Here is a 19,569-nt window from a genome sequence, read left to right on the forward strand (position 1 = left end):
GCAGCGCTACAAGGAGCTGCAGGACATCATCGCGATCCTCGGCATCGACGAGCTCAGCGACGAGGACAAGGTGACCGTGCAGCGCGCCCGCAAGATCGAGCGCTTCCTGTCGCAGCCGTTCAACGTCGCCGAGCAGTTCACCGGCACCCCGGGCGCCTATGTCCCGATCGCCGACACGATCCGCTCGTTCAAGGAGATCCTCGAGGGCCAGCACGACGACCTCCCCGAGTCGGCGTTCCTGCTCAAGGGCACGATCGAGGACGTGGTGGCCGCCGCCAAGGGCGACAACTAGTGGCCCGCACGACCTTCACCGCCGAGGTCCTCACCCCCGAGGGCGAGGTCTTCAACGACGAGGTCGAGATGGTCTCGACCCGCACGACGGTCGGCTCGATCGGCATCCTGGCCCACCACCAGCCGCTGCTGGGGATGCTGGAGCCGACCGAGCTGCGCCTCTACAAGAGCGAGAGCGACGTGGTCGCGCTCGCGCAGGGCGAGGGCTACGTGCAGGTCTCCGAGGGTCGCGTGCTGATCCTGGTCGAGGAGGCGGTCGATCCGACCAGCCTCGACGTCTCCGAGCTGCAGGAGAAGCTCCGGACCGCCGAGCGCGAGCTCGAGCAGGCCGACGAGGGCTCCGAGGCCGCGCGCGTCGCCGGCCGCGAGAAGCGCCGCACCGAGGCCTTCCTGACCCTGGCGCAGGGCGGCGGGTCCGAGCACTAGCAGCACCCAGCAGCACCGAACGTGCACCGAGGGCCGGCAAACGCCGGCCCTCGGTCGTTCCCGCGCCGATGCCCAGGGGACCGATGCCCAGTTTGTTAAGGGGACTGACCCCTTAACAGTTTGTTAATGTTAAGGGGACTGACCCCTTAACAAACGCACCGAGCCAAACCCCGCGTACTTGCAGCCCTCCGCGTATTAAGGGGACTGACCCCTTCATGAAGGGGACTGGCCCCCGAGGGGGTGAGAACGTTCGCGCTGCGGCCTTGATGGGACATGGCCAGGAAACTGCGCGACGAGCTCGAGGGCGGCGTTCATCACGTGTATGCCCGAGGCAACGACGGCTGCGACATCTACGTGGACGACGTCGACCGCGCCCGGTACCTCACCGAGCTGGCGCGGGCCGTGCTGCTCCAGGGCTGGCGGTGCCTGGCGTACTGCCTCATGTCCAACCACGTCCACCTGCTCGTGGAGACGCCCAGCGCAAACCTGGGCGACGGGATGCGCCGGCTGCATGGCGACTACGCCCGCGGGTTCAACCAGCGCCATGATCGACGCGGGCATCTGTTCCAGGGCCGGTTCGGCTCAGTGCTCGTCCGCGATGATGCCCAGCTCTGGGCGGCTGCCGCGTACGTCGCGGTCAATCCCGTCGAGGCAGGCCTCTGCCGACGGCCGGAGCAGTGGCCGTGGAGCAGCCACGCGGCGACGGTTGCGTCGGCGCGCATGGCGCCGCCGCCCTGGCTCGACGTCGCGCGATTGCTGTGGCACTTCGGGGCCGCCGGCGGCGATCCGGTGCAGCGGTATGTGACATACGTCGCCGACCGGCTCGCCCGGCCGCGCGCCTAGAAGTCCTCGGGCAGGACCAGGTCGGCGGCCAGCGCGCGGGTGAAGCCGTCGAGGCCGTCGATGAAGCGGCTGACCTCGATGACCTCGAGCGCGGCTTCGATCTGGGAGATCGCCGCGGCGTCCTCGTGCTCGAGCTGCTCGAGCTCGGCGTCCTCGTGGATCCCGACCGACAGGCGGTCGCAGTTCGTGCAGAGCAACGCGAGCAGGTAGAGGCCCTCGTCGACGAGGTCGAGCATCGCGATCGGGACGACGAACGGCCGGTGGCAGGCCGTGCAGGTCTCGAGCCCCGAGGTCTCCGGCGAACGGTGCCGTTCGACGTCCATGCCCCCTTCAACGGCGCCGCCCACGAGAACTTGTGGCCAACTGGACGGGTGATCGGAAAGTGGCGTTCTAGGTGCCGGTGCATTGGGCGGTCATCAGACGCGCTCGATTCCGGCGGAGCGCGATCCCTCGACCAGGGCGTCCAGTCCGAAGGCCTCGACGGGTCCGAGCGCGCCCACCCCGTGCACGCGGCCGGTCGCCGCGGCATGCGCGCTCCAAGCCAGCATGCCGGCGGTGAAGTCGTAGCCGTTGACGCCCTCGAGGCGCGCAGAGGCGAGCGTGCGGCCGCCGGCGTCCTGCGCCTCGGCGACGACCGTCGCGCCGCTGGCCGCGCGCGCGTCGGCGTCGGGGCCGCCGCTGCTGCCGCGCACCGTGCGCGCCACCAGCTCGTTGAGCGCGGGCCGCACGCCGGGCACCTTGCCCAGCAGCGAGGCGCCGAGCGCGAACGCCCGGACCGCGTCGGTCGCGCCGCCGAACCAGCCGAGGTAGACGTCGACCTCGCGCAGCCCGGGAAACGCCGCCGGAAGCCCGAAGTGCTCCGTCGAGCCGACCGACAGCCCCTTGCGCGCCGAGCCGTCGAGGGCGAAGCTGCGCCCGCGCGCCCCGCCACGCTCGGTGACCAGCCGTCCGCCGCGCCACGCGAAGCTCGGCTCGAGCATCACGCCGGCGGCCGACGCGCGGGTCCCGCCGCTCATCGAGCCGGCGCCCCCGCCGCCGGTCAGGAAGTACCCGATCCGGACGCGCACCGCCTCGGGCCCGGCGTCACGCAGCGCCAGCGCGCCCGCGAGGTTGCCCGGCACCCAGTCGTAGCCCATCGCGGTCAGCAGCGCCGATCCCGCCGCGGCCGCCCGCGGGCCGTAGCGCTCGAACACGTCGCGGATGAACGGCGTCTCGCCCGTGGAGTCGACGTAATGGGCGCCCGCGTCGATCGCCGCCTCCACCGCCGGCGCGCCCCAGCGGGCAAACGGGCCGACGGTCGACAGCAGCACGTCGCCCCGCTCCACGAGCGCGCGCACGGATGCGGTCCCGCCCGCCCCGCCGACATCGGCGAGGGCCCACTCCAGGCCCCCGAGCTCGTCGGCCAGGGCACGCACGCGCGCCTCGTTGCGCGCCGCGAGCACGGGGCGCTCACCGCGCCCCGCCAGCTCGCGGGCCGTGAGCTCGCCGGTGTACCCGGTCGCTCCGAACAGGACGATGCGGCCAGCCATCCGGCGACCCTACCTTCAGGAGCGTTGTCAGGTGACGGGTTGCGCCAGCTTGCGCCGCCCCTGCGGTCAGTACCCTCCATCCGGATGGACGAACGCGTCCTGGCCGAGCGGCTGATCACGTACGACACCTCCTCGCTCGACGGGCTCCGCGCTGCGGCCGGCTTCGTCAAGGGCTGGCTGGAGTCGCGGGAGCTCGAGGTGCGAAGCCTCGATCACGACGGGTTGCCCGTCGTGATGGTCGACGTCGGCCCGCCGGCCGACGCCAAGCCGCCGACCGTGATCCTCCACAGCCACCTCGACGTCGTGCCCGCCTTCCCGGCCCAGTTCGAGCCCCGTGTCGAGGGCGACCGGCTGATCGGCCGCGGCGCCTACGACATGAAGGGCGCGCTGGCCGCCATGATGTGCGCCGTCAAGGACGTTTGCGAGCAGGACAAGGTCCGCGTGCGCTTCATCTGCGTGCCCGACGAGGAGTCCGACGACGTGTCGAGCCGCTCGACCGACGTCATCGTCGCGGGCGGCTATCGCGGCGACTTCGCCCTCACCGGCGAGCCGACCGACCTGCACATCGGCATCCAGGCCAAGGGCGTCCTGGCCGTCCGCGTCGCGATCCGCGGCGTCGCGGCGCACGGCTCGACGCCGTGGCTGGGCGACAACGCGATCCTCAAGGCCCACGACGCGTTCCGGCGCATCGAGACGCTGCCCTTCAGCCGCGAGTCCTCGGACCTCTTCGACCGCCCGTCGATCAACCTCGCCCGCATCGAGGGCGGCGACGCCTTCAACAAGGTGCCCGATCGCTGCACCATGGACGTCGACATCCGCTTCCTGCCGACACAGGACCCGGGGGAGATCCTCGCGCAGATCCGCGCGATCCCCGACCTCGAGGTCCTCAAGTGCTTCACGCGCGCGCCCGCCGTGGTGTCGCGCAGCAACCCGTACGTCCGCGCGCTGCGCGACGGCATCGGCCGCTCGATCGAGGGCGAGGCGCTGAGCATCGGGCGCGACGGCGCGTCCGACGCCATCTCGTTCCTGGAGGCCGGCATCCCGGCCGTCGAGTTCGGCCCCGTCGGCGCCGGCCACCACGGCCCCGAGGAGTGGGTGTCGATCGCGTCGCTGCGCCGCTTCCGCCAGGCGCTCGGCGACTTCGTGACGCTCCTGCCCGCCTGGCTGGAGCGCGAGCGCACCGACGGGCCGGACCTGCACGCGGTCGAGGGCGGGCTGGCATGAGGCTCCCCAAGGAGGACCGGGCCCCGCGCGAGGGGCTGCGCTTCCTGTTGCGTGCCGCCGGCAGCCTGACGCTGATCGTCCTGCTCTCGGCCGCGGCCACCGCCACGGCGGGCCTCCTGCAGATCAAGAAGGAGCTCGAGACGCCCAAGGGCGCGCCGCCGCCGCTGAAGTCCAAGGAGGTCACCGAGGCCCCGCCGGGCCAGCCCCAGACGATCCTCGTCCTCGGCTCGGACCGGCGCTGGAGCGACCTGAAGCGCAACAACCCGAAGCTGAGCAAGAGCGTCGCGGCGCGTTCGGACACGATCCTGCTGATCCGCATGGACCCGCGGCAGGAGGCGACGGCGGTGCTGTCGATCCCGCGCGACCTCAAGGTGCTGATCCCCGGCTACGGGATCAACAAGATCAACGCGGCCTACTCGCTGGGCGGACCGGACCTGACGGCCAAGACCATCAAGTCGCTGTTCGGCACCGACTTCAAGATCAACCACATCGTCAACGTCAACTTCCAGGGCTTCCGCCAGGTGGTGGACGCGCTGGGCTGCGTCTACGCCGACGTCGATCGCCGCTACTACCACTCCAACCTCGGCCTGCCGGTCTCGGCGCACTACGCCGAGATCGACGTGCAGCCCGGCTACCAGGAGCTCTGCGGTCAGCGCGCGCTGGACTACGTGCGCTTCCGCCACGCCGACTCCGACATCGTGCGGGCCGCGCGCCAGCAGGACTTCCTCCGCGCCGCCAAGGACCAGCTGAGCACCTCCTCGCTGATCGACGAGCGCGGCAAGCTCATCCAGATCCTCAAGAAGAACACGCAGACCGACGACAGCCTGCGGTCGGTCAAGGGCGCGCTGAAGCTCGCCAAGCTCGGCATCTTCTCGGCCGGGCACCCGGTCGCGCAGATCAAGTTCCCGCCCGTCTACTCCGGCGACGCCGCGACGGGCGAGTACGTCGAGGCCTCGGCCACGACGCTGCAGAAGCTGCGCGACCAGTTCTTCCACGCCTCGCCCGAGGTCAAGAAGCAGCCCAAGACCACCAAGAAGACGAAGGCCGCCAAGGGCACGTCGGGCACCGCGCGCGCGGCCAAGGCCAAGCTGACCCGCGCGCGCACGCAGGGCGAGAACCTCGTGGCGCGCACGGTCGCCAGCCACCGCCTCGGCTTCCGCATGTACTTCCCGCTGCGCCTCACGCCCAACGGGCGCTACGCGAGCACCGTCAAGGACGGGACGACCACCGACCCGAGCCCGCGCGTCTACACGCTGCGCGACCGGGCCGGCCACCCGCACCGCGCCTACCGCCTCGTCGTCCTGGAGAACCTCCAGGAGGGCAGCTACTACGGCGTGCAGGGCACGGACTGGCTGACGCCGCCGCTGCTGGCCAACCCGACGTCGACGACGACGGTCAACGGTCGCAGGCTGCTGCTCTTCAAGGCGGGCAGCCGGCTGCGGTACGTGGCCTGGAAGCGCAAGGATGCCGTGTACTGGGTGTCCAACAGCCTCACGCTGACGCTGTCCAACGCCCAGATGCTGGGCATCGCAGGGTCCATGACGCACATCGGCTCGTGAGCACGAACCCCACCGACGACCGCCCGCCCCGCCTCGCCTTCGGGATGTACAAGCGCTTCCTGCTGGGCGTGCTGGTCGTCATGCTCTCCAGCGCCGCGACCGTCGCCTCCGCGGTCCTGCTGGAGCTCAAGGACGACACGACGCTCTTCTTCAAGAACTCCCAGAAGCTCGAGGGCGTGCAGGGCGCGCTGGACGGGGTGGACGCCGGCGGCCCGCAGACCATCCTGATCCTCGGCTCCGACCGGCGCTTCGTCGACATCAAGGCCAAGACGCCGGTGCGCTCGGACACGATCATCCTGCTGCGGCTGGACCCGGACAAGGGCGCGACCTCGGTCATGTCCCTGCCGCGCGACCTCAAGGTCCGGATCCCCGGCCACGGCACCGACAAGATCAACGCGGCGTACGCGATCGGCGGTCCGTCGCTGGCGGTCAAGACGATCCGCAACCTCCTGCACATCCCGATCAACCACGTGGTCAACGTGAACTTCGGCGGGTTCCGCCGTGCCGTCGACCGTCTCGGATGCGTCTACAGCGACGTCGATCGGCGCTACTTCAACGACAACAGCCCGCCGTTCGGCGGCGGGCCGAACTACGCCACGATCGACATCAAGGCCGGCTACCAGAAGCTCTGCGGCCAGGATGCCCTGGACTTCGTCCGCTACCGCCACTTCGACACGGACCTCGTGCGCGCCGCGCGCCAGCAGCAGTTCCTCTCCGACGCCAAGGACCAGATCGGCGTCGGCAAGGTCTTCAGCGACCGCAAGGCGCTGCTGAAGATCTTCGGGCGCTACACGCAGACCGACATCAGCTCCGACCAGGCGATCCTGCGGCTGCTGAAGCTCGCCGTGACCTCGGCGCAGAAGCCCGTCCAGGAGGTGCGCTTCCCGGGGGACATCACCGGCGACTTCGTGACGGTCACGCCCGACCACCTGCGCGCGGTCACCACGCGCTTCATGAACGCCACGGCCAGCAGCGGCTCCCGCGGGTCGTCGGGCAAGACGACGACCCAGCCGAAGGCCAAGGGCCGGCGCACGAGCGCGACGCTGCCGCCCGGCCTGCAGCTCGCGCCGCGCCAGGGCGAGGACGAGGCCGTCCAGCTGGCCACCAAGCTGCCGTTCTCGGTCTACTACCCCAAGGCGGTCACGACCGACGGCCAGTACCTGCCCGATCACAGCCGCGCCTACGACCTCTTCGACCGCGGCGGCCACAAGTTCCGGGCCTACCGGATCGTGGTCAAGACCGACGACCTCGGCCAGTACTACGGCGTCCAGGGCACGAACTGGACCGGGCCGCCGATCCTCGACAACCCGACCGAGCGACGCCGCATGGGGGGCCGCAACTACGAGCTGTTCTACGACGGCGACCGCCTGCGGCTCGTCTCCTGGCGCTCGGGCAAGGCCGTGTACTGGGTCTCCAACACGCTGCTGCACACCCTGAGCAACAAGCAGATGCTGGCCCTCGCGCGATCGGTCGGGCGGGTCCGCTAGACGGTGGCCGGCCGCGCGAGCGCGGCCCTCGCACGGTCGGTCGGGCGAGTGCGCTGACCGGCCAGCGCGTCGGCTGACACCTCCGCTAGCCTCTCGCGCTTCATGGCAGCGCGCGAACCCATCGGCGTCATCGGAACCGGCTACGTAGGACTCGTCACCGCGGCGGGTTTCGCAGAGCTCGGCAGCGACGTCTACTGCGTCGACATCGACGCCGACAAGGTCCAGCGGCTCGAGCAGGGCGAGATCCCGATCTACGAGCCCGGGCTCGAGGAGCTGATCGCTCGCAACCGCGAGCGGCTGCACTTCAGCACCGACATCAGCGAGGCGCTGAACCACGCGCGCCTGCTGTTCGTCGCCGTCGGCACGCCGCCCACCTACTCAGGCGACGCCGACCTCAGCGCCGTGCACGCCGTCGTCAACTCGATGCCGGTCTCCGACCATCACGCGCTCGTGATGAAGTCGACCGTCCCGGCCGGCACCGGCCAGTCGATCAAGCGCCTCTTCCAGCAGACGGGCAAGGACCAGTTCCGCTACGTCTCCTGCCCCGAGTTCCTCAAGGAGGGCTCGGCGGTCAAGGACTTCCTGCATCCCGACCGCGTCGTCATCGGCGACGACGGCGACTGGGCCGGCGACGCCGTAGCGGAGCTCTACTCGCCGCTGGACGCGCCGCAGGTGCGCACCGACATCAACAGCGCCGAGATGGTCAAGCTGGCCTCCAACGCCTTCCTGGCCACGAAGATCTCCTTCATCAACGAGATCGCCAACGTGTGCGAGGAGACCGGCGCCGACGTCGTCGAGGTCGCCAAGGGCATGGGCCTGGACGACCGCATCGGCCCGAAGTTCCTGCAGGCCGGCCTCGGCTTCGGCGGCTCGTGCTTCCCCAAGGACGTCACCGCGCTCAAGCAGCTGGCCGGCAACTCGGGCTACCACTTCCAGCTGCTGAACTCGGTCATCGAGGTCAACGAGCTGCAGAAGCGCCGGGTCATGGGCAAGCTGCAGAAGCACCTCGGCTCGCTCGTGGGCAAGCGCGTCGGCCTGCTCGGCCTCGCCTTCAAGCCGAACACCGACGACATGCGCGAGGCGACGTCGCTCGTGCTCAGCGCGCGCCTGCAGGCCGCCGGCGCGACGGTCGTCGCCTACGACCCGATCGCCGAGACCGAGGCGCGCAAGCTCATCACCGGCGTCGAGTTCGCCCCGGGCGCGCTCGAGGTGGTCAAGGACGCCGACGCCGTCGTGCTCGTCACCGAGTGGGACGAGTTCAAGTCCTTGGACTTCACCGCGGTCGCCGCCGCGATGAACGGCGACCTGCTCATCGACGGGCGCAACGCGCTCGACCCCGAAGCGGTCCGCGCCGCCGGGCTCACCTACGAGGGCGTCGGCCGAGGTCACTAGTGGCGCAGGCCGTCATCCTCGTCGGCGGGGAGGGAACGCGCCTGCGGCCGCTGACGTCGCGGCAGCCCAAGCCGGTCATCACGCTCGTCGACCGGCCGTTCATGACCTACATGCTGCAGTGGCTTCGCGGCCACGGCGTCGACGACGTCATCTTCAGCTGCGGCTTCGAGCCGGTCAAGGTCGAGGAGGCGCTCGGCGACGGCTCGTCGATGGGCATGCGCCTGCGCTACGTCCGCGAGCCCACGCCCCGCGGCACCGCCGGCGCGCTCAAGTACGTCGACGAGCAGATCCCCCTCGACGCGCGCTTCCTGATGCTCAACGGCGACGTGCTGACCGACGTCGACGTCGGCGCCCAGATCGCCCAGCACGAGCGCACCGGCGCCGTGGGCACCCTCGGCCTCGTGGCCGTCGAGGACCCGTCGGCCTACGGGCTCGTGCTCTGCGACGCCGACCACGCGGTCACCGGCTTCCTGGAGAAGCCCGCGCCCAACCAGCTGGTCGGCATCGACCGCTACCTGATCTCCGCCGGCATCTACGTGCTGCAGCGCGCGGTGCTGGACCTGATCCCCGCCGGCCAGAACGTCTCGATCGAGCGCGAGGTCTGGCCCCGCCTCGTCGGCCAGGGCCTGGCCGGAGCGGTCGCCGACGGCGCCTACTGGATGGACATCGGGACGCCGGAGCGCTACCTCCAGGGGACGTTCGACATCCTCGAGGGCAACGTGCGCACCGAGGTGCTCGACGCGCTGGGCGCCGGGTTCATGGCCGTCGCCGGCGACGTCCAGGCGCACGGGCGCATCGTGCCGCCGGCCCACGTCGGCGCGGGCTGCACCATCGCCGAGGGCGCCCATGTGGGCAGCCTCGTGGTGCTCGGCGCGGGCGTCACCGTCGGTCCCGGGGCGCGCGTGGAACGCGCCGTGGTGCTCGATGGTGCGACCATCGGTGCCGGATGCGAGGTCACCGACTGCATCGTCGGCCCGCGAACACGCATCGAGAAGGGTGCGATCGTGCGGGGCGGCGCGGTGATCGGCGAGGACGTCCTCGTCGGTGAAGGGAACGTGCTGACGGCAGGGATCAAGGTGTTTCCCGGGACGGAGCTTCCGCCCGGGGCGATCAAGTTCTAAGGAGTCCAGAGATGACGACGACCAACTCGGAGCTCGATCGCGACAGCATCGGTCGCATCGACTCGACCGACCAGCTGACCGACGTGCTCGCGATTCCCGAGCACCTGCGCGACGCGCTGTGGAAGGCCGAGTCGGCGCAGCTGAGCGAGTGGGACAGCCCTGCGGGCCTCGTCGTCGCGGGCATGGGCGGATCGGCGATCGGCGGCGCGCTGGCGCGTGCCGCGCTGGGCGACACGGCCTCGCGGCCGATCCTCGCGGCGCGCGCCTACGGCCTGCCGCCGTGGACGACGCCCGACACGACCGTGCTGTGCTCCAGCTACTCGGGCGACACCGAGGAGACCCTCGCCTGCTACGAGGCCGCGGGGGCGCTCGGCGCCACGCGCGTTGTGGCGACCAGCGGCGGCAAGCTCGCCGAGCTGGCCCGCGCCGACGGCGTGCCGGTCATCCCCGTCGCCGGCGGCCTGCAGCCGCGCGCCGCGGTCGCCTACATGACGGTTGCGGCCCTGGAGGTCGCGTTTCGCTGCGGCGCCGGCCCGCGCTGCGCGTCGGACATCGACGTCGCCGCCGAGCACCTCGAGGAGCTCGTCGTCGAGTGGGGCCCCGAGGCGCCCGACGAGTCCGAGGCCAAGAACCTCGCGCGAGGGATCGTCGGCACCGTCCCGGTCGTCTACGGCGCCGGGCTGACGACCACGATCGGCTACCGCTGGAAGACCCAGCTCAACGAGAACGCGAAGCTCCCGGCGTTCTGGCACGAGCTGCCCGAGGCCGACCACAACGAGCTCGTCGGCTGGACCGGCGCGGCCGAGCTGGCGCGCTTCTCCGCGATCTTCCTCGAGGACAGCGACACGCATCCGCGGATCGCCGACCGCGTGGACCTGACCGAGAACCTGATCCGCTCCGAGGCCAGCGGCGGCACCTTCCGCGTGCAGACGCGCGGCACGACGTCGTTCGAGCGCGTGTTCTCGATGGTGCTGCTCGGCGACCTCGTCTCGGTCTACCTCGCCGCGCTGCGCGGCGTCGATCCCGGGCCGGTCGGCCTGATCGACCAGCTCAAGGAGCGGCTGGCCCAGCGCTAGGGGTGCCGTAGGCGGCCAGCGAGGCCGAGGCCCACGACGGCCAGCCGTCGCCGCCGGAGGTGGGTCCCCCGTCGCGATAGCGACACAGTCTCCTACGGGAACACTGGCCCAGAGGGCCAGGTTCCCTTGCGGGTCTTCGCCCAGGGGGCGAAACCCGCGGCGGGTGAGGGACCCACGCTCCTCGCGGGCAACGCCCGCGGTTGGGCGGGCGACCGGCCGGGAATCGGGAGGAGCATGGTGCTCCTCTTCCGCCTGCCCTTCCTCCTGCTCGAGATGCTGCTGCGCCGCCTGCTGCGCCGCGAGGACGACGACGACGACGCGACCTGGGTCCCCGCGCCGGAGCGCGCCCCGGCCGCGTCGCCGGTCCCCGCCGCGGGCGACGGACCGCCCCCGCCGCCCCCGCCGACCGCCGAGGAGGCGATCGCCCGCCGCGTGGAGCGCGAGGCCGCCCAGGCCCCGCCGCCGCCCGCGCCCCTGTCCGCCCGCCCGCCGCGCACGCCCGTCGCGGGCCGCCCCGACCTCCGCCCGGTCGCCGACAACGGGCACGTGGACACCGAGGCGACCGTCGTGGAGTCCTTCGGCCCGGCCGCCGACGTCGGCAGCGCGATCACCGTCGACGAGCCGTGGGACGGCTACGACGGCATGGCGGCGACCGTCGTCGTCCAGCGCGTGCGCGGCTCCGACGCGGCGACGAAGGCCGTCGTGCGCCTGTACGAGCAGCAGCACAAGGCGCGGGCGACCGTGCTGCGCGCCACCGGCTGACCGCGCCCGTCCAAACCTTGACACGATCGTGGTAAGGTTGGGGACGTTGACGGACGCCCTCACCATCCACGAGGCCGCGGAGACGACGGGGTGGTCACCCCGCATGCTCCGCTACATCGAGCGCAACGGGCTGATCGAGCCCCAGCGTTCGGCGGCCGGCTATCGCCTCTACGGCGCGGCCGAGCTGCAGCGCCTGCGCACGCTCAAGGAGCTGCTCGGCGACTACGACCTCGGTCTGGGCGACATCGGCTTCGCGCTACGACTGCGCCGCGACGCGGGACTCCGCGACGCCGTGGAGTCGTGGTTCGAGGCCAGGCCCGAGCGTCCGGCTGACGTCCCGGCGGACGACTGGCTCAGCTTCGAGCAGCAGAAGCACTCGAAGCTCCTGGAGACCGTCCGCGCCCGACAGCACACCACCACGGAGACCGCATGAGCACAACTGCCCCCACGCACACCGACTTCAAAGTCGCTGATCTGTCCTTGGCCGAGTTCGGCCGCAAGGAGATCCGCCTCGCCGAGCACGAGATGCCCGGCCTGATGAAGACCCGTGAGGAGTTCGCCGCTTCTCAGCCGCTGAAGGGCGCCCGCATCATGGGCTCCCTCCACATGACGATCCAGACCGCCGTCCTGATCGAGACGCTCACCGCGCTCGGCGCCGAGGTCCGCTGGGTGTCCTGCAACATCTTCTCCACGCAGGACCACGCCGCCGCCGCCGTGGCCGTCGGCCCCAACGGCACGCCCGAGGATCCGCAGGGCGTCCCCGTCTTCGCCTGGAAGGGCGAGACGCTGGAGGAGTACTGGTGGTGCACCGAGCAGGCGCTGACGTGGCCGGGCGACGGCCCCAACATGATCCTCGACGACGGCGGCGACGCCACGATGCTCGTGCACAAGGGCACCGAGTTCGAGCAGGCCGGCGCCGTGCCGGATCCGGCCGCCGCGGAGTCCGAGGAGTTCCGGATCTTCCTGACGCTGCTGCAGCGCACGGTCGCCGAGGAGCCCGGCAAGTGGACCGCCATCGGCGAGGGCATCAAGGGCGTCACCGAGGAGACGACCACGGGCGTGCATCGCCTGTACGAGCTGGCCCAGCAGGGCGAGCTGCTCTTCCCGGCGATCAACGTCAACGACTCCGTCACGAAGTCGAAGTTCGACAACCTCTACGGCTGCCGCCACTCGCTGGTCGACGGCATCAACCGCGCGACCGACGTGATGCTCGCCGGCAAGACGGCCGTCGTCTGCGGCTTCGGCGACGTCGGCAAGGGCTCGGCCGAGTCGCTGCGCGCCCAGGGCGCTCGCGTCATCGTCACCGAGATCGACCCGATCTGCGCGCTGCAGGCCTCGATGCAGGGCTATCAGGTCGCCCGCCTGGATGACGTCATCTCGACGGCCGACGTGTTCATCACGACGACCGGCAACAAGGACATCATCCTGGTCGACGACATGGCCAAGATGAAGCACCAGGCCATCGTCGGCAACATCGGCCACTTCGACAACGAGATCGACGTCGCCGGCCTCGAGAAGGCCGCCACGCGGATCAACATCAAGCCGCAGGTCGACGAGTGGAAGTTCCCCGACGGCCACACGATCATCCTGCTCTCGGAGGGTCGCCTGCTGAACCTCGGCAACGCGACGGGCCACCCGTCGTTCGTGATGTCCAACTCGTTCACGAACCAGACGATCGCCCAGATCGAGCTGTTCACCAAGAACGACGACTACGAGAAGCAGGTCTACGTGCTGCCCAAGCACCTGGACGAGAAGGTCGCGCGCCTGCACCTCGACGCGGTCGGCGTCCGGCTCACCGAGCTGCGTCCCGACCAGGCCGCCTACATCGGCGTGCCCGTGGCCGGCCCCTACAAGCCCGACCACTACCGCTACTAGCCAGGCCGACGTCTCGACGCCGCTGGACGCCACGCACCGGGCCGGGGAAGTGCTGTCGCACGTCACCCGGCCGGCGCGCGGCGCCAGCGACGACGATCCGTGGCCCTGGAAGCGTCCATGAGTGACATCGCAGATCCTGCGCTTGCCGAGTCGGGCGGGGCGCGCATCGAATGGGCCGAGGCCCAGATGCCCGTCCTGCGCTCGATCCGCGAGCGCTTCGGCGTCCAGCGTCCGCTGGACGGCCTCGTCGTCGCGGCGTGCCTGCACGTCACCGCGGAGACGGCCGTCCTGACGCGGACGCTGGTGGCCGGCGGCGCGCAGGTCGCCCTGTGCGCCGCCAACCCGCTGGCCACGCAGGACGAGGTGGCCGCCGCGCTCGCGCAGGACGACGGCGTCGAGGTCTTCGCCCGGCACGGGGAGGACCTGGACACGTTCGCCGGCCACGTCGCCGACGTGCTGGACCGCGTGCCGCAGATCACGATCGACGACGGCGCCGACCTGCTCGTCACGCTGCACGCGGCGCGGCCGGACCTGCTCGACGGCCTCCTCGGCGGGACCGAGGAGACGACGAGCGGCCTCGTGCGCCTGCGCGCCATGCAGGCCGACGGGCGCCTGGCCCGGCCCGTGCTGGCGGTCAACGAGGCCCGCGCCGAGCGCGTCTTCAACGACCACTACGGCACCGCGCAGTCGACGCTCGACGGCATCCTGCGCGCCACGAACCTGCTGCTGGCCGGCCGCACCGTCGTTGTCCTCGGCTACGGCCCGACCGGCCGCGGCATCGCACTGCGCGCCCGCGGCGCCGGCGCGCAGGTCGTCGTCTGCGAGGTCGACCCCATCGCGGGCCTCGACGCGCGGATGGAGGGCTTCGAGGTCATGCCGTCGCTGGCCGCCGCCGAGCGGGGCGACGTGTTCATCACGGTCACCGGCGCCCCGGCCGTGCTGGGCCGCGACCACTTCGAGCGCATGAAGGACGGCGCGGTGCTGGCCAACGCGGGCCACTTCGACGTCGAGATCGACCTCGAGGCGCTGCGCGCGATCGGCGGCCCGGGCCGCGCGGTGCGCCCGCTCGTCGAGCAGCACGCGCTGGCCGACGGCCGGCGCCTCAACCTCCTGGCCTCGGGCCGCGTCGTGAACCTGGCGGCCGGCGAGGGCCACCCGGCGTCGGTCATGGACCTCTCGTTCGCGCTGCAGGCGCTGTCGGTCGAGCACCTCGCGGCCGTCGGGGGCGGCCTGGCGCCCGGCGTGCACCCCGTGCCCGACGACATCGACCGCGAGGTCGCGCGCCTCAAGCTGTCCTCGCTGGGCGTCGAGCTCGACGAGCTCACCGCCGAGCAGCGCCGGTACCGCCGCAGCTGGGAGTAGTCGGCGCGTGCTGGTCGGACGGCCAGGACCGGCGCGTCAGGCCGTAGTAGCGTGCCCGGTCCAGCGACCTGGAGAGATCGCCCTGTCCCGTCCGTCCTGCGCGGCACTCCTCGTCGCGCTGAGCATCGTCATCGTGTGTGCCGCCCCGGCGCTCGCCGCCGCGCCCGTGGTCACGGTGGCCGCGCCCGGCACGGCCGTCACCGGCGGGGCCGTGGCCTTCGACGGCTCGGGCACGACCGATCCCGACGGCGACCTCATGGAGTACACGTGGTCGATCGACGGGCAGGTGCTGGACGTCGAGAGCAGCTGGCTCTCGGTGGCCTTCGCGCATCCCGGGCGCCACGTCGTCGCGCTCACCGCGACGGACTCCGGCGGCGCCTCGACGATCCTGGGGCACCCGATCGTCGTGACCGGCATCGATCGCACGGCCTCCTCGCTGAAGCCGCTCGGCACGACGCTGGTGCCGGGCGTGACCGCCGCGCCCGAGGTGGTCGTCCGTGCGGCGGCGGTTCGCCTGCGTCACAGCCGCCTGCGGGTCGAGCTTCGCTGCCGCGGAGCGAAGCGCTGCCGCGGGACGGTGCGGATCGTCGCGCTCAAGGGCAGCCACCGCACGCCGTTCCTGCTGGCCCAGCGGTCGTTCAGCGTCGCCGGCGGCGGCCCGCGCATCGTGCACGTCAAGCTCGGCCCCCGCGCGCGCTCGCGCCTCGGGCGCCGCACGCAGGTCCGCGCCACCGCGTTCCGCGGCCCGGTCCGCGTGGCCTCGATCTGGGGCACTGCCACCTACCGCGTGCCGGTCGCGCGGTAGGTTCCGGCCGTGGACGGCCTGCAGTCAGCGATCGAGAAGATGCGCGCCGAGGGGCTCGGCGACGCGGCGGTGGAGAGCTTCGCGCGCCAGTACGAGCGCCTCCGGGCCGGGGAGACCGGCACGCTCGCCGAGTCCGAGATCGAGCCGGTCGCCGGCCTCCCCGACGCCGAGGACCTGCAGGAGACGGCGAGCCCGGAGCTGCTGGACCAGGCCGTCGTGATCAAGCTCAACGGCGGCCTGGGCACGAGCATGGGCATGACGAAGGCCAAGTCGCTGCTCGAGGTCAAGGGCGGAAGGACGTTTCTCGACCTCATCGCCGAGCAGATCCTCGACCGGCGCCGGCGCAGCGGTGCGCGCCTGCCGCTAATCCTCATGAACTCCTTCGCGACGCGCGACGACTCGCTCGCCGCGCTGGCGCGCTACGACGACCTGTCGGCCGGGCTGCCCGCCGACTTCGTCCAGAACAAGGTGCCGAAGATCCGCGAGGACGACCTCGCGCCCGCCGAGTGGCCCGACGACCCGGCGCTGGAGTGGGCGCCGCCCGGGCACGGCGACCTGTACACCGCGCTCGTGACCTCGGGGATGTTGGAGGCGTTGATCGCGGACGGCTACCGCTACGCGTTCGTGTCCAACTCCGACAACCTCGGCGCCGTGCTCGACCCGCGGATCCTGGCGTGGCTCGCGCAGTCCCGCGCGCCCTTCCTGATGGAGGTCGCCGACCGCACCTCCTCGGACCGCAAGGGCGGGCACCTCGCCCGCCGCCGGTCCGACGGCGGGCTCGTGCTGCGCGAGATCGCCCAGACGCCCGGCGAGGACGTCGAGGCGTTCCAGGACACCGCGCGCCACCGGTACTTCAACACCAACACGCTCTGGGTCGACCTGCACGCGCTGCGCGACGTCCTGTCCGGCGCCGGCGTCATCGACCTGCCGATGATCGTCAACCGCAAGACGGTCGACCCCGGCGACACCTCCTCCACGCCGGTCATCCAGCTGGAGACCGCGATGGGCGCGGCGATCGGCGTCTTCGAGGGCGCGGCCGCGCTGCGCGTCCCGCGCTCGCGCTTCGTGCCGGTCAAGACGACCAACGACCTGCTGTCGCTGCGCTCCGACGCCTACGTGATCGGCGAGGGCCGCGCGGTGCACCTCGCGCCGCAGCGGCAGGGCGTGCCGCCGTTCGTCGACCTCGACAGCCACCACTACAAGCTGGTCGCCGACTTCGACGCGCGCTTCCCGCGGGGCGCGCCGTCGCTGGTCGGCTGCGACGCGCTGCACGTCCACGGCGACGTGACGTTCGGCGCTGGCGTGACCGTCCGCGGCGAGATCACCGTCGAGGGGCCGGCGGAGATCGCGGACGGCACGGTGCTGGAGGGCGAGCGCGGGTAGGGGCGGCGGGCGCCTGGCGTTGTCGGCGCCCAGCGCGGGCGGCGGTCGCCGGGCGGGGCGTGGTTCGGGGGCGATGACGACCGGATGTTCGGGTGTGGTGCGAGCGCCCGGGTCTGCCGACGGCGCGTGGGAGACGAACGGCACCTGGACGTTGCATCTCAACGTCTAAGTGCCGTTCGCCGAGATCGATGGCACTTGGGGGTCGCGAGAAGACCCGAACGCCTCGAGCGGAACGCCAACCCCGCCCGCGCCGCCCCCGCGCCTACGGCGCCGTGCTCGTCGCCGCGTCGTGCGCGTCTTCGAGGCGCTCGGCGCGCTGCTGCTCGCGTTCGGACTCGTCGAGCGCGCGGACGAAGAGGAAGGCGAGCGCGATGCCCATGACGACGGACTGCTCGATGGCCATGATCGCGCCGGCGAGCGCCTGGTCGTCGCCGGGGTTCAGGCCCCAGACGCGCGGCGCGTGCTCGTAGAAGCTGTAGATCGAGTCCGGCGCGAAGGTCAGGAAGATGCCCAGCAGGCCGACGAGCACCTTCGTCGAGGCCATGTAGGCCACCGGCGTCAGGCCGGTCATGCTGCGGCTGCGCACGGGGGAGAGCAGGTGCCACCAATAGAGGAACCCGGCCGTCAGGAAGCACGTGTGCTCCAGGACGTGGACGGCGGAGTGGCTGAGGGCCGCGTCGTACATGGCGGGGACGTGCCAGAGCCACATGAAGCCGACGTACAGCGCGACCGCGAACGCCGGATGCGCGATGGGCCCCAGCGCCCGCTCGACGTCGAGCACCTGCCGGGCGATCGGGCGCAGCAGGACCTTGCTGAGCCCGAGGATCATCAGGATCGGCGCGAAGTCCAGCAGCAGCACGTGCTGGATCATGTGCATCGCGAAGACCTGGTCGGCCAGCGTGTCGAGCGGCGAGATCAGCGCGACGGCGAGGCACAGCACGCCGCCCAGCCACGCCAGCAGCCGGCCCCAGGTCGCGCCGCGCGTGCTGCCCGCCGCGCGGACACGCCGCCAGCGCACGACGTAGCCGACCGTGAGCACGAGGACGATGACGATCGGCCCGGGGGCGAGGGAGAACGAGGTGTCGGCCGCGGCGGCGAGCACGCGTGCGATTGTGTCACCGCGGAGTCGTGGCAGACGGGTGTGGATCCGTCACACGTCGGCCGGCAACGTCCGCGGGATGCTCGGCTCGCTCCTCGGACTCCTCGCGCCACCCGCCTGCCTGGCCTGCCGGCGCGGCGGCGACATCGCGCCGCGCGACGTCCTGTGCCGCGACTGCCGCCTCGCGCTGCCGTGGCTCGGACCGGACCTCTGCCGGCGCTGCGCGCTGCCCGCGCCGTGCGGGACGCGGTGTCCGGCGCGCGACCTCGCCTTCGCCGGCGCGTGGGCGGTGGTGGCCTACGCCGGCCCCGTGCCGGCGCTGGTCGCCGGGCTCAAGGAGCGCGGCGCGCTCGCGGTCGCCCGGCTGATGGCCGCCCAGCTCGCGGCGCTCGCGGCGCCCGGGCAGTGGGCGGGCGAGGGCGCGGCGCTCGTCCCGGTGCCGGCCGATCCGCTGCGCCGCCGGCGCCGCGGTGTCGACCACGCGGCGCGGCTGGCCGGCGAGCTGGCGCCGCGGTGCGGGCTGGCGGTCGCGCCGGTGCTCGGCCGAGCCGTGTCCCGCGCCGGGCGTCAGGCGGGCGCCGGGCGGGCGGCGCGGCTGGCCGACGGACGCCTGCCCGTGGCAGTGCGCAGCGGGGCGGCGGTGCCGCCCGTGGCCATCCTTGTCGACGACGTGCACACCACCGGCGCGACGCTCCACGCCTGCGCGCAGGCGCTGCGCGCGGCCGGCGCGCGCGACGTCCGCACCGTCGCCTATGCACGTACATCGACCTGAAAGCTGTGCGTGGGTTGACAAGGTGTCGAGAGGTATTGCCGGATCGGCCGTGCAGGGCTACCGTGGTGGAGGCCAAGAGATCCCAGCCCCAGGAGGGCCGCATGCAGATCGAGGTCAAGGGCCGCCACATGACCGTCTCGGACGACATCCGGGAACACGTGGAGAAGCGCTTCGCCAAGGTGGGCAAGCAGGTGTCGGAGCTCGCATCCCTGGAGGTGGAGATCTGGGAGCACCAGAACCCCTCCAACCCGGACTCCTACGTGGCCGAGGCGACGTTGCGCGTCAAGGGGACGACCCTGCGCGCCAGCGACTCCTCGCGGGACATGGTCCACTCGATCAACCTCTGCGCCGACGAGCTCGCGGTCCAGGTCAAGCGCCACCGCGACAAGCGGCGGAAGCGAAGGGAGTCGCGTGCCGCGGCCACCCAGCCGCCCGGAATGGCGCCCTCGGAGGGCATCTCCGCCGCGATGTGAGCCTGGTCGCGCACCGCGACCGGACGGCTTCGGCGCGAGGGGCGAACGTCACAGGTTCGCCCCGACCGCTGAGCTTCCGCCGACTACACT

19 protein-coding genes and 1 pseudogene are annotated in these 19,569 nt (G+C 71.9%); 17 read left to right on the plus strand and 3 right to left on the minus strand.

The genetic code is table 11. The features are described 5' to 3' along the window. From VK501_RS18660 to VK501_RS18670, 3 genes and pseudogenes are all read left to right on the plus strand, one after another. Positions 1–292 (plus strand): annotated as a pseudogene (locus tag VK501_RS18660) (F0F1 ATP synthase subunit beta); the annotation flags it as partial. Next, positions 292–717: an ATP synthase F1 subunit epsilon gene (atpC, locus tag VK501_RS18665; RefSeq protein WP_324340009.1), complete on the plus strand. Its 426-nt coding sequence runs from the start codon at positions 292–294 to the stop codon at positions 715–717. The pseudogene VK501_RS18660 and the gene atpC, both read left to right, overlap by 1 nt. 273 nt (positions 718–990) lie before the next feature. Beyond that, entirely contained in the window at positions 991–1,560 is a 570-nt protein-coding gene (locus VK501_RS18670) for a transposase (RefSeq protein WP_324340011.1), read from the plus strand. Here VK501_RS18670 and VK501_RS18675 read toward each other — a convergent pair. Then, positions 1,557–1,883: a hypothetical protein gene (locus tag VK501_RS18675; RefSeq protein ID WP_324340013.1), complete on the minus strand. Its 327-nt coding sequence runs from the start codon at positions 1,881–1,883 to the stop codon at positions 1,557–1,559. The two genes, VK501_RS18670 and VK501_RS18675, sit on opposite strands and share 4 nt — an antisense overlap. A 93-nt stretch (positions 1,884–1,976) precedes the next feature. Next, a complete protein-coding gene (locus VK501_RS18680; protein ID WP_324340014.1) occupies positions 1,977–3,089 on the minus strand; it encodes a saccharopine dehydrogenase family protein in 1,113 nt (370 codons plus the stop codon). An 84-nt stretch (positions 3,090–3,173) separates the two neighbouring features. Between VK501_RS18680 and VK501_RS18685 the strand changes: the two genes are divergently transcribed. The 12 genes from VK501_RS18685 (at position 3,174) to VK501_RS18740 (ending at position 17,135) form a co-directional block, all read left to right on the plus strand. After that, positions 3,174–4,313: a M20 family metallopeptidase gene (locus VK501_RS18685; protein WP_324340015.1), complete on the plus strand. Its 1,140-nt coding sequence runs from the start codon at positions 3,174–3,176 to the stop codon at positions 4,311–4,313. Beyond that, positions 4,310–5,872: an LCP family protein gene (locus tag VK501_RS18690; RefSeq protein ID WP_324340016.1), complete on the plus strand. Its 1,563-nt coding sequence runs from the start codon at positions 4,310–4,312 to the stop codon at positions 5,870–5,872. Before VK501_RS18685 ends, VK501_RS18690 begins: the two co-directional genes overlap by 4 nt. Beyond that, positions 5,869–7,359: an LCP family protein gene (locus tag VK501_RS18695; RefSeq protein ID WP_324340017.1), complete on the plus strand. Its 1,491-nt coding sequence runs from the start codon at positions 5,869–5,871 to the stop codon at positions 7,357–7,359. The genes VK501_RS18690 and VK501_RS18695 overlap by 4 nt, the downstream gene beginning before the upstream one ends. Positions 7,360–7,461: 102 nt before the next feature. Beyond that, a complete protein-coding gene (locus VK501_RS18700; protein WP_324340019.1) occupies positions 7,462–8,751 on the plus strand; it encodes a UDP-glucose/GDP-mannose dehydrogenase family protein in 1,290 nt (429 codons plus the stop codon). Continuing rightward, the gene (locus tag VK501_RS18705; protein ID WP_324340021.1) at positions 8,751–9,872 is read left to right on the plus strand and encodes an NDP-sugar synthase; all 1,122 of its coding nucleotides are present in this window, start codon (positions 8,751–8,753) and stop codon (positions 9,870–9,872) included. The genes VK501_RS18700 and VK501_RS18705 overlap by 1 nt, the downstream gene beginning before the upstream one ends. 11 nt (positions 9,873–9,883) lie before the next feature. After that, on the plus strand, positions 9,884–10,948 hold the full coding sequence (locus VK501_RS18710; protein ID WP_324340023.1) for a bifunctional phosphoglucose/phosphomannose isomerase: 1,065 nt from the start codon (positions 9,884–9,886) through the stop codon (positions 10,946–10,948). 234 nt (positions 10,949–11,182) lie between these two features. Next, entirely contained in the window at positions 11,183–11,710 is a 528-nt protein-coding gene (locus VK501_RS18715; RefSeq protein ID WP_324340025.1) for a hypothetical protein, read from the plus strand. Between the two features lie 46 nt (positions 11,711–11,756). Beyond that, on the plus strand, positions 11,757–12,143 hold the full coding sequence (locus VK501_RS18720) for a MerR family transcriptional regulator (protein WP_324340027.1): 387 nt from the start codon (positions 11,757–11,759) through the stop codon (positions 12,141–12,143). Further along, positions 12,140–13,585 (plus strand): adenosylhomocysteinase, encoded by a 1,446-nt coding sequence (ahcY, locus tag VK501_RS18725; RefSeq protein ID WP_324340029.1) that lies wholly within the window; start codon positions 12,140–12,142, stop codon positions 13,583–13,585. Before VK501_RS18720 ends, ahcY begins: the two co-directional genes overlap by 4 nt. A gap of 117 nt (positions 13,586–13,702) precedes the next feature. Then, positions 13,703–14,947: an adenosylhomocysteinase gene (locus VK501_RS18730; RefSeq protein WP_324340031.1), complete on the plus strand. Its 1,245-nt coding sequence runs from the start codon at positions 13,703–13,705 to the stop codon at positions 14,945–14,947. Between the two features lie 133 nt (positions 14,948–15,080). Further along, positions 15,081–15,752, plus strand: coding sequence for a PKD domain-containing protein (locus VK501_RS18735; protein ID WP_324340033.1), 672 nt, complete (start codon positions 15,081–15,083; stop codon positions 15,750–15,752). Positions 15,753–15,791: 39 nt separating this feature from the next. Next, positions 15,792–17,135: a UTP--glucose-1-phosphate uridylyltransferase gene (locus VK501_RS18740; protein WP_414641193.1), complete on the plus strand. Its 1,344-nt coding sequence runs from the start codon at positions 15,792–15,794 to the stop codon at positions 17,133–17,135. A gap of 262 nt (positions 17,136–17,397) precedes the next feature. Here VK501_RS18740 and VK501_RS18745 read toward each other — a convergent pair whose 3' ends face one another. Further along, complete coding sequence (locus tag VK501_RS18745) at positions 17,398–18,237, minus strand: cytochrome c oxidase assembly protein (RefSeq protein ID WP_324340037.1); 840 nt, start codon at positions 18,235–18,237, stop codon at positions 17,398–17,400. Positions 18,238–18,274: 37 nt separating this feature from the next. On the opposite strand from VK501_RS18745, the gene VK501_RS18750 reads away from it, so the two are divergent. Together VK501_RS18750 and hpf are read left to right on the plus strand one after the other, a co-directional pair. Further along, on the plus strand, positions 18,275–19,006 hold the full coding sequence (locus VK501_RS18750) for a ComF family protein (RefSeq protein WP_324340038.1): 732 nt from the start codon (positions 18,275–18,277) through the stop codon (positions 19,004–19,006). A gap of 101 nt (positions 19,007–19,107) precedes the next feature. After that, positions 19,108–19,479: a ribosome hibernation-promoting factor, HPF/YfiA family gene (gene hpf, locus VK501_RS18755; RefSeq protein WP_324340040.1), complete on the plus strand. Its 372-nt coding sequence runs from the start codon at positions 19,108–19,110 to the stop codon at positions 19,477–19,479. Positions 19,480–19,569: the final 90 nt, after the last annotated feature.

It is taken from the genome of Baekduia sp., from assembly GCF_035318805.1.
GTDB lineage: Bacteria > Actinomycetota > Thermoleophilia > Solirubrobacterales > Solirubrobacteraceae > Baekduia.